The sequence below is a fragment of the Novilysobacter antarcticus genome, from assembly GCF_019802285.1.
In the GTDB taxonomy this organism is placed as follows: domain Bacteria; phylum Pseudomonadota; class Gammaproteobacteria; order Xanthomonadales; family Xanthomonadaceae; genus Novilysobacter; species Novilysobacter antarcticus.
This window is the reverse complement of the sequence record NZ_JAIEUJ010000001.1, coordinates 931,719-947,730: the sequence shown is the minus strand read 5'-3', so window position 1 is coordinate 947,730 and position 16,012 is coordinate 931,719. Positions and strand designations below refer to the sequence as shown.

The window sequence follows — 16,012 nt, the reverse complement described above, 5'->3', positions numbered from 1 at the left end:
GTGATGTTGCCGCCGGCGAGCCGGCGGACCGGGCCGACGGACCGCTAGATGTCGCGCGCGAGCTTTTCCGCGTGGCCGACGTAACTTCCCGGAGTCATTTCGAGCAGACGCTGGCGCGCCTCATTGGGCAGGTCCAGCCCGCCGATGAACTCACGCATCGATGTCTCGTTGATGCCGTGGCCACGCGTCAGCGCCTTGAGCTGCTCGTAAGGATTGGGCAGGCCATGGCGGCGCATCACGGTCTGCACGGCTTCGGCGAGCACTTCCCAGGACGCGTCCAGGTCGGCGGCGAGGCGCTCTTCGTTGGCCGAGAGCTTGCCCAGGCCGCGCATCAACGCGTCCAGACCGATCAGTGCATGGCCAAACGCGGTGCCCAGCGCGCGCAGCACGGTGGAATCGGTCAGGTCGCGCTGCCAGCGGCTGATCGGAAGCTTGATGGCGAAGTGCTCAAACAAGGCGTTGGCGATGCCGAAATTGCCCTCGGCGTTCTCGAAGTCGATCGGGTTGACCTTGTGCGGCATGGTCGAACTGCCAACCTCGCCGGCCTTCACCGATTGCTTGAAGTAGCCCAGCGAGATGTAGCCCCAGATGTCGCGGCACAGATCGATGGCGATGGTGTCGATGCGCTTCTGCGCGTCGCACAGCTCGGCAATGCCGTCGTGCGGCTCGATCTGGGTGGTGTAGGGCTGCCAGGCCAGGCCGAGCGACGTCACGAACTTCTCCGAGAACGCCGGCCAATCGATGTCCGGGTAGGCGGCCAGATGGGCGTTGTAGTTGCCGACCGCACCGTTGATCTTGCCCGGTGTGGGGGCCTCGACCAGGGTCTGGCGCTGGCGCTGCAGACGGGCGACCACGTTTGCTATTTCCTTGCCGACCGTGGTGGGCGAGGCGGTCTGTCCGTGGGTGCGCGAGAGCATCGGCAGCGCGGCGAATTGATGCGCCATAGCCCGAAGTTGCTCGATCAGTTCGTCCAGTCGCGGCACCATCACGGTGTTGCGCGCCTCGTTGAGCATCAGCGAATAGCTCAGGTTGTTGATGTCCTCGGACGTGCATGCGAAGTGGACAAACTCCAGCGCCGGGCCGAGTTCGGCGTCGTCCTTCAGGCGTTCCTTGATCAGGTACTCCACCGCCTTGACGTCGTGGTTGGTGGTGCGCTCGATCTCCTTTACCCGCACCGCATCCTCCACTGACAGCTGGTCGGCCAGCTTGCGCAGGCGGTCGGTGGCGTCAGGCGAGAACGGCGCAAGCTCGGTGATCTGCGGCTCGTTGGCCAGCGCCAGCAGCCATTCGACTTCGACCTTCACCCGCGCCTTGATCAGGCCGAACTCGGAGAAAATCGGTCGCAGCGCGTCGACCTTGCCGGCGTAGCGGCCATCGAGTGGAGACAGGGCGAGCAACCGGGAGTCGTTGTTGGCGGGCATGGCAGGCAAGGTTGGCAGGGGGCTGGGCATTCTAGCGCGAGCCTCGCCGCGCCGGCGGGAGGCGCGGCGTATCCTCAGGCGATAGCGACCAATACGCAGGAGCAGGCCATGGCCAAGCAGGAATTCCGCACCGAGCACGACAGCATGGGCGAATTGCAGGTGCCCGCCGATGCGCTCTGGGGCGCGCAGACCCAACGCGCTGTCGACAACTTTCCGGTTTCGGGTCGCGCGATGCCGCGTGGCTTCATCCGCGCGCTGGGCCTGGTCAAGGCCGCTGCCGCGACCGTCAATGCCGACCTCGGACTGCTGCCCAAGGGCCGCGCCGCCGCGATCCGGAAGGCCGCCATCGCCGTGGCCGATGGCACGCACGATGCGCACTTTCCCGTCGACATCTTCCAGACCGGCTCCGGCACCTCCAGCAACATGAATGCCAACGAGGTGATTGCCACGCTGGCGTCGCGCGCGGCCCGCGGAAAGGCCGTGCATCCCAACGACGATGTCAACCTGGGCCAGAGCTCCAACGACGTGGTGCCGACCGCACTGCGCGTGTCCGCCCAGCTGGCGACGGTGGACACCCTGCTGCCGGCGATCAAGCACCTGCGCCGGGTCATCGACCGCCGCGCCAAGTCACTGGACAAGGTGACCAAGACCGGCCGCACCCACCTGATGGATGCGATGCCGCTGACCTTTGGGCAGGAATTCGGCGCGTGGTCGGCCCAGCTCGCCTCCGCGCAGGCGCGTATCGAGGATTGCCTGAAGCGACTGCGCCGGCTACCCATTGGCGGCACTGCCATCGGCACCGGCATCAACGCCGACCCGCGCTTCGACAAGGCGATGGCAAAAGCGCTGTCATCGCTGGCGGGTTCCAGGTTCGAGGCGGCCGACAACAAGTTTGAGGGGCTGGCCTCGCAGGACGACGCGGTGGAGCTGTCAGGCCAGCTGAACGTGCTTGCGGTGGCGCTGATGAAGATCGCCAACGACCTGCGCTGGATGAATTCCGGGCCGCTGGCGGGTCTGGGCGAGGTGGAGCTGCCGTCCTTGCAGCCGGGCAGTTCGATCATGCCCGGCAAGGTCAACCCGGTGCTCCCCGAGGCGGTCGCGATGGTGTGCGCGCAGGTCATGGGCCACAACGTGGCCATCACGGTCGCCGGTCAGAGCGGCAACTTCCAGCTCAACGTTATGCTTCCGCTGATCGCGTCGAACCTGCTGGATTCGATCAACCTGCTGGCCAACTCAATGCGCCTGCTGGCGGACAAGGTCATCGCCGGCCTCAAGGTCCGACAGGACGTGGTCGCCGGGGCTTTACAGCGCAATCCGATTCTGGTGACCGCGTTGAACCCGGTGATTGGTTACGAGAAGGCGGCGGCGATCGCCAAGCGCGCCTACAAGGAACAGCGCCCGGTGCTGGAGGTCGCGCTGGAAGATACCGAACTGCCGGAGTCGGAGCTGAAGCTGCTGCTTGATCCGATGACGTTGACGAAAGGCGGCAACCCTTCAAAAAAGGGCGGAAAGTAATGGCCGCTGACCAGGCCCGAGCGCGGCCACGCTGGAATTCCGCGGCCGCTACTCTTTCGCTCCGCGACTGACCAAGTAGGACCTTATGGCCGTGTCGCTCGCCTGGTTGAGCGGCGTACGAACCTGGGTAGCGTTGGCGGTTACTGCCAGGTTGAGGTCGGCGCGTGTTCCACAAGAAACTCGACGATGTCCAGATGTCCTGCGCGCGCGGCGTTGATCAGCGGAGTTTCGTCGCCGGGTACTACGGCGTTCGGATCGGCGCCCGCTTCCGTCAGCCGTCTGACCACATTGGTATGTCCTGCCTTGGCCGCCTTGATGAGCGGATTGCCGTCGCCGGGCGACGCAACGTCAACCCCTGCACCGGCTCGCAGAAGTTGATCGACGATCGCGAGTTTTCCCTGGCGTGACGCCTGGATAAGCGCAGTGCCGTCGCCGCGCACGCTCGCATCAAGCTTGGCCCCCCGCTCGATGAGTTGGTGAACGACGGCGGGGTCTCCGCTGTCAACAGCCGCGATCATCTCGGCAGTGGAAGGAGTGGATGCTGTCGCTGACGCCGGAACTTCCTTTGGCTGGCAGCCTCCAGCGGCGATCAGAAGAAAAACGCAACCCATAGTGCGAATCGTGGACATGGCGGTTCCTTGGTCGGAATGTGAGGATGCTTTTCAGTTCCCGCGCGGTAACTCGATGCGACCGCTGACGCCGCGGTGTTCGATGTCCCCACTGCCTTTGGCGCGCACGATAAGGTCGCCGCGCGCGCCGTCGACCTCGACATCGCCCGAACCGATCGAGCCGATGGCGATGCTCCCGCCGATGTCAGTCAGGGTGATATCGCCTGAGCCGCCGCTGCCGATGTCGACCGCTCCGCTGGTCTGCCTGATCTCGATGTCGCCGGACCCGAAGCTGCCGATCCGGGCGGGACCGCGAACCTGACGGATGCTGACATCGCCCGAGCCGATGGAGCGCAGGTCCAGCGCGCCCACGTCGGTGCCCTGCATATCGCCCGATCCGGTGCTGCCGCTGAAGGAGCCACGGATGCCGGAAACGCTCACGTCGCCTGAGCCAACCGTTGCATCGAGCGAGTGCACGCCAGCGACCTTCGCGTCGCCTGAGCCAGTTTTCAGGTCAACCGCGAGGTCGTCGGGAACCGTGGCCCGCAGCGTGAGATCGGCGTATCGACGATGCGTCACCCCGAACAGGTCGAGGTTGAAGCGCAGGCCTACGTCGTCCTCGCCGTTGCGCCTGGCGCGTACGGTCAGCCGATCGCCTTGCTTGTCCTGGGTCAGGGTGATCCGAGTCAGCAGTTTCGGGTCGGAAGCACATGCGCGGCCGTTGACCGTGCCGAGCTTCTCGCTGGAGGCACGCAGGTCCAGGTCACTGGCGCCCACATCAAAGACGACCGTCTTTACTCCAGCCAGATCCAGTTGCAGGTTGAGGTCCTTCGAATGCTCGCACCGCGTCGCGTCAGTGGCGGAGGCGGCGAGAGGAAGCAAAAGCAGTGACGCAAGCATCAGCGATTTCATTGCGGGCTCCGGAGTGATGGCAGGGCGGCTTGCCTGGGTTTACTGCGGCGGCGATGTCACGCTCGCGCCCTCGGTGTCGGAACGGCAATCCGCGACGTCACCCATGTCGGCGTTGGCGTAAGGCGCGAACTCGGGAAGTGCAGCGGCCAGCTTGTCCTGTGTAGCGATGAACCCGGGCAGCCGATCACACAGCTTGCTGGCTTCCTGCTTGAGTCCACTGGCCTGGGCTTCAATGGAACGCTCGATGTCCGCTTCGCTGGCACCGCTGAACGCGCCCTTCAGCGCTTCGCCGACCGCGGTCATGGCCACGCCCGCGCCCTTGAGCCCGATATCGGCACCGGCTTCGGCAATCTCTTCGATCTGCCGGCGATAGTCGCGCAGCAGCGCGTCCTGGGTCGGGTTGGTCCGCACTTTCTTACCGTCGATCACCAGCGCGCCCTGCGGAGTGATCACCGCCTTGGGCGCGTCCGTCTCGTCGCTGGAGAGGTCGATATCGCCGGTGCGGATTTCCTCGCGCACTTTGTCGGAGGCATCGCGGATCTTGCTTGCCACAGAATTCAGGCCGGTAGCCAGCGTTCCGTCCGATGAGTCGGTCGGGCCAGAGCACGCAGCCAGCGGGAGCAGGCACAGGGTCAGCAGCACCGCGCGGGAGAAATGTTGGGCGTTCATCGTCTACTCCGAAAATGAAGGGGCGTTTAAGCGGGCCGCTGAAACCAGGTCGCGCAAGGCCGGTCACTGCGCGCGGGGCCGGCGTGAGCCCCGCGGCCGATGCTCAGCCTTCGTCGCGCCAGCGGCGCAGCCGGATCGCAAGAAAGATCATCAACGCACCGGCCACTACACCGATCCACAGTGAGGGCATGGCCAGGCTGGAGAGGACATTGCTGGCAGACATGTGGGCCAGCAGATCCTTCACTCCGTCGCTGCCCTGCGCCGCGCTCTGGCGATAGGGCAGTTCGCTGCCGGGCACCGTGCCCAGCAACATCCGGCCGACAACGTTGGACCAGAACCAAGACGCGTCGAGGTTGAACATCTTCATCAACTGGAACCAGCTGACGATGATTCCGGCGAACAGCGGCACCATCAGGGCCCACAGGAAAGGCTTGGTCCGTGCCCATGCCGAGCACAGCATCAGCCAGCCCACGGTCGGTAGCGACCACAAGGCGAACACCGGGATTGCCGCCAGCAGACTCGCGGCCAGGGCCATCGGGTTGGCCGGTCCCCACAACAGCTCAATCGGATTGCCACCGTGTGCCATGACCATAGCGCTGAGCAGCAGCATGAACCCGACCATCGTCGCCAGCGCCATTGCTACGGCCAGAGTCGGCGCGATCAACGTGGCGCTGACGACCTTGGACAGTACGGTCTGAGCGTCGGAGATCGGCAGCGACTTCCAGAACAGCACGCTACGGTCCTTGCGGTCGTCGTACAGCGAGCCCAGGCAGTAGAAGAACACCACGAAGCCGAGGACCACGAACGGCCACAGCGCCGCCATCAGCAGCGACAGGTCGATCCCCTGCGCCAGCTGTTGCATCTGCCCGGCGTCCAGTTTGCCGGTGAGTGCGCCCAGGTCGAGCCCATTGACCATGACTTCGCCATCGATCTTCAGCTCGCCACCGCTGATGGCGCGGCGGGCGGCCACCTCGGCGACGATAAACGCCATCAGGGTCAACAGCAGGGAGATGGCACCGGCGATGAGGGGAGCCCACAGGAAGCCGCCCTTGTGCTCCCAGAACTCGCGCTTGAGCAGCATTTTGAAGGTGTGGGTGGGATGGATAGGCGCAAACGTCCGCGCACTGGTGGGCAGTGAGGTGTCGGTGGCGTTCATTCGTAGGTCCCTTGCATCGTCGCGACAAACAGGTCAGCCAGGCCAGGCGTGCCGATCTCGCCCAGCGGGGCGAGCTGCTCTCGAGGCGTGCCGTCGAACAGCATCACGGTTTGGCCGAACGGCAACGCCCGCTCATTCACCGGCACCAGACGCCGGGCGGTGTCCGCATGGTCGGGGGTGACCAGCAACTCGGTGAAGCGCGCACCGACCTCGTCCATCGCGCTTTCCAGAACGATCTTGCCATCGCTGATGAACATCACATCGGTGAGGATGTGCTCGATCTCCTCCACCTGGTGAGTGGTGATCAGGATCGTTTTCTCCTCGTCGAAGTAGTCCTCCAGCAGGCGCTGGTAGAACTGCTTGCGATAGAGGATGTCCAGGCCCAGGGTGGGCTCGTCCAGCACCAGCAGCTTGGCGTCGATCGCCATGACCAAGGCGAGGTGGAGCTGCACGATCATGCCCTTGGACAGCTCGCGCACGCGCATCTTCGGCGTCAGCTTGGTGCCCTTCAGGAAGCGATCACAGCGCTCGCGGTCAAAGCGTGGGTGCACGCCGGCGACAAAGTCGATCGCCTCGCCCACGCGGATCCAGCGCGGCAGCACCGCCACATCGGCGATGAAACACACATCGCGCATCAGCTCGTCGCGGGCGCTGCGCGGGTCGCGGCCCAGTACGGTCATCTCGCCTTCGAACTGGATCAGGCCGAGCATCGCCTTGAGCGCGGTTGTCTTACCGGCACCGTTCGGGCCGATCAGGCCGACGATCCGTCCTGCCAGAATCTCGAAGCTCGCGCCGTCCAGGGCCGGCTTGCCCTTTTTGTAGACCTTGCGCAGGTTGCGGGCACTGACAACATTCACGGGGGTGGTATCGAGGGGGGCGTTCATCGGGCACCTGCCTTGGTTGGATCCACGGCTACCAGCTGTTCCAGGCTCAGGCCCAGACGGGTGATGCGTTCAAGCACCAGTGGCCACTCCTCGGTCAGGAACCGTTCGCGTTCGCTCGCCAGGAGTTTCTCTGCTGCTCCTTCAGTCATATACATTCCCAAACCCCTGCGTTTCTCGACGAGTGCCTCGTCCACCAGCTCCTGGTAGGCGCGCGATACGGTGATCGGATTGAGTTGATAGTCGGCGGCGACCTGGCGGACCGAAGGCAGGGCATCACCCGGCTTGAGCTCGCCATCGAGCATCATTGCCACGACGCGCTCCTTCAGTTGCCGATAGATCGGAGCGCCGTCGCTCCATTGGACTGCGGTCATTGGGTCATCCCCGTGGAACAAATGAGAAGTAGGGCATCAGAAGCGTCTGCCTGAGCTGGGCGTCGCCGCCCGCGGCCCTGCGGGGCTGTGCCGTTGGGGCTCCGCCGCTGGTCGCCGGTGCTGATCGATTGCCATCGACCGCGGCTACGGCCGGTTGTGTGGACCGCTCGACAGCCAGCGGACTCAGGCCGAACACGACGGTGGTCACCAGCACGGCGCCGGTGATGGCCAGGGCGGACAACGAGTTGTTGAGCTTCCGGTTCATGAGGCTTCCCCGCAATGGGTCAGTCGGTGTTGTATGCGACTATAACACCGAAACACATGCCGTCAATACTTTTGTATTGTCATTGCCCCGCGGCACCGCGACCGCGACAATAGGCGTTTTTCGCCGCCACCCCGGCGACCGACAGGAGCAATCCGGATGAAGGCTTTCGTGCGCGGCAGTGCCGTGTTGTTCACCACCGTTTCGCTGCTGGGTGCCACGGTGGCGTTTCCCGTTGCTGCCGCTGCGCAGAACGCTCCAGCCCAGGAGAAGAATTTGCTCACCACCGATCGTGCCAAGGTCAGCTATATGGTTGGCCATGACATCGCGCGTTCCATCACGCCCGCCGCGGCGGACATCGACCTGTCCGCTTTCGAGCGCGCCATCAGCAACGCATTCAATGGCCAGCCGCCATTGATCGCCGAGGGCGAGGTGCAGGAGGTTGGCCAGGCGCTGATGATGCGTATCGCCTCGCGTGCCGGAAAGGCGCCCGCCGATGCCAAGATCCCCGACGTCGACAAGCAGAAGGTCGCCTACCTGGTGGGCGCCGACGTCGGCCGCAACCTGGCTCCCATCAAGGGCGAGCTGGACCTGCCGGAGTTGCTGCAGGGCGTGCGCGCCACCTTCGCTGGCGCCAAGCTCGCGCTGAGCGATGACCAGCTGAACGCGGTCCGCGACACCTTCTCCAAGAAAATGCAGGGCGAGGCGGAGAAGCAGCAGGGCCAGATGGCGGCCCAGGCCAAGGCGCAGGGTGAGGCCAATCGCAGCGAAGGCGAGAAGTTCCTCGCCGAGAACAAGCAAAAGAAGGGTGTGTTCTCCACCGCTTCGGGCTTGCAGTACATGGTGCTGCGCCAGGGTTCGGGCGAGCGCCCGCTGCCTTCCGACCAGGTACGGGTCCACTACGAAGGCAGGCTGCTGGACGGCACCGTGTTCGACAGCTCTTACAAGCGTGGCGAGCCGACCGAATTCGGCCTCAACCAGGTCATCGCGGGCTGGACGGAGGGGCTCGGCCTGATGCCGGTGGGCGCCAAGTACCGCTTCTGGATTCCGGGCGAGCTCGCCTACGGCAGCAAGGGCACTCCGGGCGGTCCGATCGGGCCCAACGCAACGCTCGAATTCGACGTCGAACTGCAGGCAATCATCAAGTAGGACGTATCCTTCACCCCATTGCCAACGCCCCGTCCCTGTACCGGGGCGTCTTGCCCCAAGGAGTCCAGATTCCATGATCCATTTCCCCCGCACCGCGCTGCTTGCAGCATCCTTGGTCCTCTCGTTGGCGGCCTGCCAGTCCGATGACAAGGCCCCGCCAAAAACCGACGCCGCCGAGCCCGCCACTGCCCAGGGCCAGCCGCTGAAGATCAAGGGCCTGGCGACCGAGAAGGAGCAGGTCAGCTACATGATCGGCCTGGACCTGGCCAAGGCGCTGGAGCAGGTCAAAGACGAAGTCGACGTGGACACGCTGGCCAAGGCGATCAAGACCGAGCTGGACGGTGGCGAGTCGCTGATGACCGACGAACAGGCCGCGCAGGTGGCGGAGGCGTTCGGCCAGAAGCTGCAGGCCAAGCGCGCCGCCGAGGCCGCCGCCATCGGGGCCGCGAACAAGACTGAGGCAGAGGCATTCCTGGCCGAGAACGCGAAAAAGCCGGGTGTCGTGGTGACCGATTCGGGCCTGCAGTATCAGGTGCTGGAGGAGGGCAAGGGCCCCAAGCCGACCGTGGATGACGTGGTCAGCGTGCACTACAAGGGCACGCTGCTCGACGGTGAGACCTTCGATAGTTCCTATGATCGCGGCGAGCCGACCGACCTTCCACTGCAGCAGGTCGTTCCCGGCTGGCAGGAAGGCATCGTGCTGATGCCGGTGGGCAGCAAGTACCGCTTCTGGATTCCCTCCGAGCTGGGTTACGGGGAAATCGGTACGCCGGGCGGCGCGATCGGTCCCAACGCGGCACTGGTGTTTGAAGTCGAGTTGCTGGATATCGTCAAGGACAACGCGGGCGAATAACCGCTCCGCACCCCACCTTCGGGTCGATCTTCCCGCGGTCGGGACAGGAGAAACACAATGCGCGTCAGTATTTTCGGCACCGGCTATGTCGGTCTGGTCACCGGCACCTGTTTGGCGGAAGTCGGCCATGAGGTGATCTGCGTGGACATCGACCAGGCCAAGGTCGATGGACTCAAGCGGGGTGAGGTATCGATCTTCGAGCCCGGCCTGGCGCCGATGGTGCGCGCCAACCACGATGCGCGGCGCCTGCACTTCACCAGCGATCCAGTGCAGGCCATTGCCCACGCGGAAGTGATATTCATCGCCGTGGGTACGCCTCCCGATGAGGACGGCAGCGCCGACCTGCAATACGTGCTCGCGGTGGCCAGGACGATTGGCCAGCACCTCGACCAGCCGGCGCTTGTGGTCGACAAGTCTACGGTGCCGGTCGGTACGGCCGACAAGGTGCGCGCGACCATCGCCGGTGAGCTTGCGCAGCGCGGCGTGGAGATCGACTTCACGGTCGTATCCAATCCCGAGTTTCTCAAGGAAGGCGATGCGGTCAACGACTTCATGCGACCGGACCGGATCATCATCGGCACCGACGACGTGGAGGCTTCTGAGAAGATGCGCCGGCTCTACGCACCTTTCGTGCGTAGCCGCGAGCGTTTCGTGGTGATGGACGTGCGCTCGGCCGAACTGACCAAGTACGCAGCGAACGCGATGCTGGCGACCAAGATCAGCTTCATGAACGAGATCGCCACGATTGCCGAGCGTGTCGGCGCAGACGTGGAAATGGTGCGCCAGGGCATCGGCTCGGATCCGCGAATCGGCTGGCAGTTCATCTACCCCGGCGCGGGCTATGGCGGTTCGTGCTTCCCCAAGGACGTCCAGGCGCTTGCCCGCACCGCCCATCAGCACGGTCTGCAGCCGCAATTGCTGGACGCGGTGGAGGCGGTCAACGAGCGCCAGAAGGAACACCTGTTTGAATTGGTCCAGCGCCACTACGGCGATTCCCTCGCCGGCAAGACCTTTGCCCTGTGGGGGCTGGCCTTCAAGCCCAACACCGACGACATGCGCGCGGCCCCCAGCCGGCGCCTTCTCGAGCAGCTGTGGGCCACCGGTGCACGGGTCCGTGCGTTTGATCCGGAGGCGTCCAGCGAAGCCCAGCGCATCTTTGGCGAGCGCAGCGATCTGGTGTTGTGCGATTCGGAGTACGACGCGCTGGAAGGTGCCGACGCGCTGATCGTGATCACCGAGTGGAAGCAGTTCCGCAGCCCCGATTTTGGCCGCATCGGCGCTGCGTTGGCCGATGCGGTGATCTTCGACGGACGCAATCTCTACGATCCCGAAGAACTGGAAGAGGCCGGCATCGCTTACTACGGGATCGGCCGCGGTCGTTCGTTGATGCGCACCGGGCCACAAGGTGCGGTCCCATGAGCGGTTCTGGTTCTGACGATTCGATCGAGCAACGTCTGGTCGATCTGGAAACCCGGCTCTCGTTCCAGGAGCATCACCTGGGCGAACTGAGCGATGCGCTGGCCGCCGCCCGTGACGAGGAAGCGCGCAACGCCCTGTTGCTGCACCGCGCCCTGGAAGACCTGCGCCAGTTGCGCTTGTCGGTCGCGGCAAACCCGCACTCCGCCGATCCTGCCGGCGAGCCGCCACCGCCGCATTATTGAGCGCGCGACACACCCGTCGTCCCTTGCCTGTTGAAGAACACCATGAATGACACCCTGCGCAACCAGTTGATGGGGCTGGGCTTCAAGCCCGCGCCCGAACCAGAACGCCGTCCTGCCAAAAAACGCGATGGCAGTCAGGATCGCAAGGGTGGCAACGCCGGCTCGGGCCGCGGCACCGAGAAGCGGGGGAATCCATCGACTCCCGGTCGGTCCGCCAGTGGACCAGGCACACGGCCGGGACAGCATGCGACGGGCCAAGCCCGCCCACCTCGCGGCGCACCGCGCTCGCGCGAGGACATCGACCTGGCGAAGGCCTATGCAATCCGCGCCCAGCGCGAGAAGGACGAACGCATCGCCGCGGAAAAGGCGAAGCAGGATGCCGCGCGCGAGCGGCGCGAGGCACGGGCAAAGCTTTCCCAGCTCGTGCAGGGCAAGGCGCTGAACGCCGCCGACGCCGACATTGCCAGGCACTTTGAGTACGGCGGCAAGATCAAGCGCGTCCACGTCACCGCAGAGCAGCTCAAGGCGCTCAATGCCGGCGAGCTGGGCGTGCTGCAGACCGATGGCCGTTACCTGCTGGTCGATGCCGCCCTGTTGGCGGAGGCCGAGCAGGTGTTTGCACCGGCGGTCGCGCTGAAGGTCGACCCCAATGCGCCCGCGGCGGACGATCCCTATGCCGACCCCCAGTACCAGGTACCCGACGACCTGATCTGGTGACCTCAGTGCTGCGGATCCCGGAATTCGACAACCCGGCCGATACCCGCGCTCTCCACCGCCTCGCACAGTGTCGGCATCGGTACCGGTAGTGCATCGATGCCGATCCGGAAGTGGAGTTCGCCTTCCGGCGTGCGCGACGAGTGTATGGACGCCAGGTTGACGCCCAGCTGGTCGAAGATTTCCAGCAGGCTGCGCAGCGAGCCTGGGCGGTCTTCGGGCAGGAACACGCTCAGATACCGACCCTCGTCCAGATCAGCCAACAGGTAGCCGAGGCGTTCAAACCCGTGGCTGTGCGATGCCAGCGCCTGCGCACTGAACATGGTCGCCGGCTGCTCCAGGAAGGCCGAGCGCATGTTGCGCCGTGCGATATCGCTGCCGTCGAGCACGTGGTCGCGCAGCTGGGCAGTGGCCTCGGCGAGGTTGCGCAGTACCGGCAGGACGTGTGGGTTGCCGAACTGGATCTCTTCGTAGATCGAGGGATTGCCCGACAGGATGCGCCCGGTGACGGTCAGGTCGAGTTCGTAGCCGACCGTGCGCAGCGCATGCAGCAGCGCCATCCCACCCGCGTCCTCGGCCAGCGCGGCCAATACCCGCGCCTGGGTCATGTGTGAGGCGTGCGACAGGCCTTGGACCAGCGCCATGGCCCGGTCGTGGGCGGCCGGCTCGACTTCCACGCAATGGGCCTGAAGGGTCTGCAGCAGCTGCTCCAGCCAGTCGTGCCACCGGCCGATCCGCGACGGGCAGACCGCCAACACCCGGCCTTTCAGGCTGACCGTCTTTGGCGGCGCGGTCATCGGATGCAGGCCGACAACATCAGCGCGCGACCGGAGCATCGCCTCGACCGGGGCCTGTTTGATCGAGGTCAGGTCCAGCCAGAGCCGACCGTCCTCGTCGCCAGCGGCGAGGTCCACGTATTGGTCGATCACCGCCGCTGCGTGCCGGATCGGGGTACTGAAGACCAGCACGTCTGCCTGGAGGATCAGCTCGCGGGGCAAGAGGCGGGTATCACCTGCCGGATCCCGGCCGATGACCTGCAGCCCCATTTGATCCTGCAGGAACCGCGACAGCCAGCGCCCGTAGGCACCGGCGTTGCCGACGATGCCGACCACCGGCGGACGTCCGTCGGGACCGTTGCGCGGCATCATTCCGGGTCGTAATCAAGGTTGGAGGCCAGCAGTCGTTCGACCTCGGCGAGGGTCAGACCCTTGCGCTGGGCGTAGTCCAGCGCCTGCTCGCGGGTGACACGACCGACCACGAAGTACTGGCTGCGCGGATGACTGAAGTAGTAGCCCGACACCGCTGCAGCGGGCGTCATGGCGAAGTTCTCGGTCAATTGCATGCCGGCGTTCCTGGCAGGGTCGAGGAGGCGGAAGATCGTCGCCTTCTCACTGTGTTCCGGGCAGGCCGGATAGCCCGGGGCAGGGCGGATGCCGCGGTACTTCTCGTCGATGAGCGCGTCCACATCCAGTGATTCGTCGGCCGCGTAGCCCCAGAATTCGGTGCGCACGCGCTGGTGGAGCCGCTCGGCCAGTGTCTCAGCCAGACGATCGGCCAGGGCCTTCAGCAGGATTGCGTTGTAGTCGTCGTGGTCGGCCTCGTACCGCTGCACATGCGGTTCAATGCCCAGGCCCGCGGTGACGGCGAACGCGCCTATCCAATCCTGGCGGCCGCTGTCACGGGGCGCGATGAAATCGGCGAGGCACAGGTTGGGCCGCTCCGGCGGTTTGTCCGCCTGCTGGCGCAGGAAGTGGATGGGCTCGTCGCGGCCATCGACCCGGGCGATGACGTCATCGCCATCGCTGTTGGCCGGCCACAGCGCGAACACCGCCTTGGCGGTCAGCCATTTCTCGTCGACGATCCGCTTCAGCATCGCCTGCGCATCGCGGAACAGGTCGCTGGCCGATTCCCCGACCACCTCGTCGGTCAGGATCGCCGGGTAACGGCCGGCCAATTCCCACGCCTGGAAAAACGGTGTCCAGTCGATCAACCCGACCAGCTCGTCCAGGGGATAGTCGTCGAATACGTGCAGGCCGGGCTGCAGCGGTGTTGGCGGCACGTAGTCCTGCCATCCGCCGTCAAAGCGGTTGCCGCGGGCGTGTTCCAGCGACACCAGTCGCTTGCCGCTGCCGCGGGTGCGGTGGCGCTCGCGGATCTGTGCGTAGTCGGCGGCATTGGCGGCCACGAACGCATCGCGCAGTTCGACGCTGAGCAGGCTCTGGGCGACGCCGACCGCGCGCGAGGCATCCTTCACCCAGACCGTGGCCGGCTTGTAGAACGGATCGATCTTCAGCGCGGTGTGCGCACGCGAGGTCGTCGCTCCGCCGATCAGCAGGGGCATCGTGAAGCCCTGCCGCTGCATCTCGCGGGCGACGTGCCCCATTTCCTCCAGCGACGGCGTGATCAGCCCAGACAGACCGATCATGTCGGCGTTCTCGGCGATCGCGCGGTCCAGGATCACCTGCGAGGGCACCATCACGCCCAGGTCGATGACGTCGAAGTTGTTGCAGGCCAGCACCACGCCGACGATGTTCTTGCCGATGTCGTGGACATCGCCCTTGACCGTGGCCATGACGATCTTGCCGTTGGTCTTGCCGGTATCGCCGGTGCGCAGCTTTTCCGCCTCGATGTACGGCAGCAGGTGGGCCACGGCCTTCTTCATTACCCGCGCCGATTTGACCACCTGCGGCAGGAACATCTTGCCGGCACCGAACAGGTCGCCGACGACGTTCATGCCGTCCATCAGCGCACCTTCGATCACGTCCAGCGGGCGCGCCGCGTCCAGCCGGGCCTGCTCGGTGTCCTCGATGATCCACTGGTCGATGCCGTGCACCAGGGAATGGCTGAGGCGGGCACTGACCGGCTGCTCGCGCCAGCGCAGGTCCTCAACCTTCTTCTCACCTTTGCGGCCGCGATAGCGCTCCGCCAGCTCAAGCAGGGTCTCGGTCGCCTCGGGGTTGCGATTGAGCACCACGTCCTCGACCGCCTCGCGCAGCTCGGGATCCAGGGTGTCGTACAGCGGCAGCGCGCCGGCGTTGACGATGCCCATGTCCATCCCCGCCTTGATCGCGTGGTACAGGAACACCACGTGGATGGCCTGGCGGACGAGTTCATTGCCGCGGAACGAGAAGCTGACGTTGGAGACCCCGCCGGAGATGTGGCAGTGCGGGAACCGGCGGCGGATCTCGGCGGTGGCCTTGATGAAGGCGACCGCGTAGTCGTTGTGTTCCTCGATGCCGGTCGCGATGGCGAACACGTTGGGATCGAAGATGATGTCCTCGGGCGGAAATCCGATCTCCTCGGTCAGCAGCTTGTAGGCGCGCGAGCAGATCTCGACCTTGCGCTCGACGGTGTCGGCCTGACCTTCCTCGTCGAAGGCCATGACCACGACCGCGGCCCCGTAGCGGCGGACCAGCCGGGCCTGGCGCAGGAATTCCTCCTCGCCTTCCTTCATCGAGATCGAGTTGACGATGCCCTTGCCCTGCAGGCATTTCAGCCCGGCTTCGATCACGCTCCATTTGGAGCTGTCGACCATCACCGGGATGCGCGCGATGTCCGGCTCGGCGGCAATCAGGTTGAGATAGGTCACCATCGCCTGCTCGGAATCCAGCAGGCCCTCGTCCATGTTGACGTCCAGCACCTGGGCGCCGTTCTCGACCTGTTGCCGGGCGACGGCGACGGCCTCGTCGTAGCGATCGTCCTTGATCAGTTTTTTGAACTGGGCGCTGCCGGTTACGTTGGTGCGCTCACCGACGTTGATGAAGTTGGTTTCCGGGCTGATTACCAGCGGCTCGAGGCCGCTGAGGCGGGTGTAGCGGGGGAGGGTGCTCATCGGTT

Annotated in this window: 16 protein-coding genes; 6 read left to right on the top strand and 10 right to left on the bottom strand. The window is 65.2% G+C overall.

Annotation, left to right across the window (positions count from 1 at the left end):
• Positions 1-44: 44 nt before the first annotated feature.
• Positions 45-1,421, bottom strand: a complete 1,377-nt coding sequence (gene purB / locus KZ491_RS04315) for an adenylosuccinate lyase (RefSeq protein WP_222564747.1) — start codon at positions 1,419-1,421, stop codon at positions 45-47.
• 108 nt (positions 1,422-1,529) lie between these two features.
• On the opposite strand from purB, the gene KZ491_RS04310 reads away from it, so the two are divergent.
• On the top strand, positions 1,530-2,936 hold the full coding sequence (locus KZ491_RS04310) for a class II fumarate hydratase (protein ID WP_222564582.1): 1,407 nt from the start codon (positions 1,530-1,532) through the stop codon (positions 2,934-2,936).
• A 140-nt stretch (positions 2,937-3,076) separates the two neighbouring features.
• Here the strand turns inward: KZ491_RS04310 and KZ491_RS04305 are convergent, their stop codons facing one another.
• The 7 genes from KZ491_RS04305 to KZ491_RS04275 all read right to left on the bottom strand — a co-directional run bounded on the left by KZ491_RS04305 (position 3,077) and on the right by KZ491_RS04275 (position 7,801).
• Positions 3,077-3,565 (bottom strand): ankyrin repeat domain-containing protein, encoded by a 489-nt coding sequence (locus KZ491_RS04305; RefSeq protein WP_222564581.1) that lies wholly within the window; start codon positions 3,563-3,565, stop codon positions 3,077-3,079.
• 33 nt (positions 3,566-3,598) lie between these two features.
• Positions 3,599-4,456 (bottom strand): DUF4097 family beta strand repeat-containing protein, encoded by an 858-nt coding sequence (locus KZ491_RS04300; RefSeq protein ID WP_222564580.1) that lies wholly within the window; start codon positions 4,454-4,456, stop codon positions 3,599-3,601.
• A gap of 39 nt (positions 4,457-4,495) precedes the next feature.
• Entirely contained in the window at positions 4,496-5,125 is a 630-nt protein-coding gene (locus KZ491_RS04295) for a YggN family protein (RefSeq protein ID WP_222564579.1), read from the bottom strand.
• Positions 5,126-5,228: 103 nt separating this feature from the next.
• Positions 5,229-6,281: a hypothetical protein gene (locus KZ491_RS04290; protein ID WP_246606493.1), complete on the bottom strand. Its 1,053-nt coding sequence runs from the start codon at positions 6,279-6,281 to the stop codon at positions 5,229-5,231.
• A complete protein-coding gene (locus tag KZ491_RS04285) occupies positions 6,278-7,165 on the bottom strand; it encodes an ABC transporter ATP-binding protein (protein ID WP_222564578.1) in 888 nt (295 codons plus the stop codon). The genes KZ491_RS04290 and KZ491_RS04285 overlap by 4 nt, the downstream gene beginning before the upstream one ends.
• Complete coding sequence (locus tag KZ491_RS04280) at positions 7,162-7,536, bottom strand: GntR family transcriptional regulator (RefSeq protein ID WP_222564577.1); 375 nt, start codon at positions 7,534-7,536, stop codon at positions 7,162-7,164. Before KZ491_RS04280 ends, KZ491_RS04285 begins: the two co-directional genes overlap by 4 nt.
• Positions 7,537-7,540: 4 nt before the next feature.
• Complete coding sequence (locus KZ491_RS04275) at positions 7,541-7,801, bottom strand: hypothetical protein (protein WP_222564576.1); 261 nt, start codon at positions 7,799-7,801, stop codon at positions 7,541-7,543.
• Between the two features lie 156 nt (positions 7,802-7,957).
• On the opposite strand from KZ491_RS04275, the gene KZ491_RS04270 reads away from it, so the two are divergent.
• From KZ491_RS04270 to KZ491_RS04250, 5 genes are all read left to right on the top strand, one after another.
• The gene (locus KZ491_RS04270) at positions 7,958-8,947 is read left to right on the top strand and encodes an FKBP-type peptidyl-prolyl cis-trans isomerase N-terminal domain-containing protein (RefSeq protein WP_222564575.1); all 990 of its coding nucleotides are present in this window, start codon (positions 7,958-7,960) and stop codon (positions 8,945-8,947) included.
• A 73-nt stretch (positions 8,948-9,020) separates the two neighbouring features.
• Entirely contained in the window at positions 9,021-9,800 is a 780-nt protein-coding gene (locus KZ491_RS04265) for an FKBP-type peptidyl-prolyl cis-trans isomerase (protein ID WP_222564574.1), read from the top strand.
• 57 nt (positions 9,801-9,857) lie between these two features.
• Entirely contained in the window at positions 9,858-11,219 is a 1,362-nt protein-coding gene (locus KZ491_RS04260) for a UDP-glucose dehydrogenase family protein (protein WP_222564573.1), read from the top strand.
• Entirely contained in the window at positions 11,216-11,461 is a 246-nt protein-coding gene (locus KZ491_RS04255; protein WP_222564572.1) for a SlyX family protein, read from the top strand. Before KZ491_RS04260 ends, KZ491_RS04255 begins: the two co-directional genes overlap by 4 nt.
• 42 nt (positions 11,462-11,503) lie before the next feature.
• Entirely contained in the window at positions 11,504-12,178 is a 675-nt protein-coding gene (locus KZ491_RS04250; RefSeq protein WP_222564571.1) for a DUF2058 domain-containing protein, read from the top strand.
• A gap of 2 nt (positions 12,179-12,180) precedes the next feature.
• Here the strand turns inward: KZ491_RS04250 and KZ491_RS04245 are convergent, their stop codons facing one another.
• On the bottom strand, positions 12,181-13,323 hold the full coding sequence (locus KZ491_RS04245; protein WP_246606491.1) for a prephenate dehydrogenase: 1,143 nt from the start codon (positions 13,321-13,323) through the stop codon (positions 12,181-12,183).
• Positions 13,320-16,007, bottom strand: a complete 2,688-nt coding sequence (gene metH / locus KZ491_RS04240) for a methionine synthase (protein ID WP_222564570.1) — start codon at positions 16,005-16,007, stop codon at positions 13,320-13,322. Before metH ends, KZ491_RS04245 begins: the two co-directional genes overlap by 4 nt.
• Between the last annotated feature and the right edge of the window lie 5 nt (positions 16,008-16,012).

Excerpts from the sequence above, each read along its gene's own strand:
- KZ491_RS04270 (WP_222564575.1), top strand. The coding sequence starts at position 7,958 with ATGAAGGCTTTCGTGCGCGGCAGTGCCGTGTTGTTCACCACCGTTTCG.
- KZ491_RS04280 (WP_222564577.1), bottom strand. The coding sequence starts at position 7,536 with ATGACCGCAGTCCAATGGAGCGACGGCGCTCCGATCTATCGGCAACTG.
- KZ491_RS04310 (WP_222564582.1), top strand. The coding sequence starts at position 1,530 with ATGGCCAAGCAGGAATTCCGCACCGAGCACGACAGCATGGGCGAATTG.
- purB (WP_222564747.1), bottom strand. The coding sequence starts at position 1,421 with ATGCCCGCCAACAACGACTCCCGGTTGCTCGCCCTGTCTCCACTCGAT.
- KZ491_RS04275 (WP_222564576.1), bottom strand. The coding sequence starts at position 7,801 with ATGAACCGGAAGCTCAACAACTCGTTGTCCGCCCTGGCCATCACCGGC.
- KZ491_RS04245 (WP_246606491.1), bottom strand. The coding sequence starts at position 13,323 with ATGATGCCGCGCAACGGTCCCGACGGACGTCCGCCGGTGGTCGGCATC.
- KZ491_RS04295 (WP_222564579.1), bottom strand. The coding sequence starts at position 5,125 with ATGAACGCCCAACATTTCTCCCGCGCGGTGCTGCTGACCCTGTGCCTG.
- KZ491_RS04260 (WP_222564573.1), top strand. The coding sequence starts at position 9,858 with ATGCGCGTCAGTATTTTCGGCACCGGCTATGTCGGTCTGGTCACCGGC.
- KZ491_RS04290 (WP_246606493.1), bottom strand. The coding sequence starts at position 6,281 with ATGAACGCCACCGACACCTCACTGCCCACCAGTGCGCGGACGTTTGCG.
- KZ491_RS04300 (WP_222564580.1), bottom strand. The coding sequence starts at position 4,456 with ATGAAATCGCTGATGCTTGCGTCACTGCTTTTGCTTCCTCTCGCCGCC.
- KZ491_RS04285 (WP_222564578.1), bottom strand. The coding sequence starts at position 7,165 with ATGAACGCCCCCCTCGATACCACCCCCGTGAATGTTGTCAGTGCCCGC.
- KZ491_RS04265 (WP_222564574.1), top strand. The coding sequence starts at position 9,021 with ATGATCCATTTCCCCCGCACCGCGCTGCTTGCAGCATCCTTGGTCCTC.
- KZ491_RS04250 (WP_222564571.1), top strand. The coding sequence starts at position 11,504 with ATGAATGACACCCTGCGCAACCAGTTGATGGGGCTGGGCTTCAAGCCC.
- KZ491_RS04255 (WP_222564572.1), top strand. The coding sequence starts at position 11,216 with ATGAGCGGTTCTGGTTCTGACGATTCGATCGAGCAACGTCTGGTCGAT.
- KZ491_RS04305 (WP_222564581.1), bottom strand. The coding sequence starts at position 3,565 with ATGTCCACGATTCGCACTATGGGTTGCGTTTTTCTTCTGATCGCCGCT.
- metH (WP_222564570.1), bottom strand. The coding sequence starts at position 16,007 with ATGAGCACCCTCCCCCGCTACACCCGCCTCAGCGGCCTCGAGCCGCTG.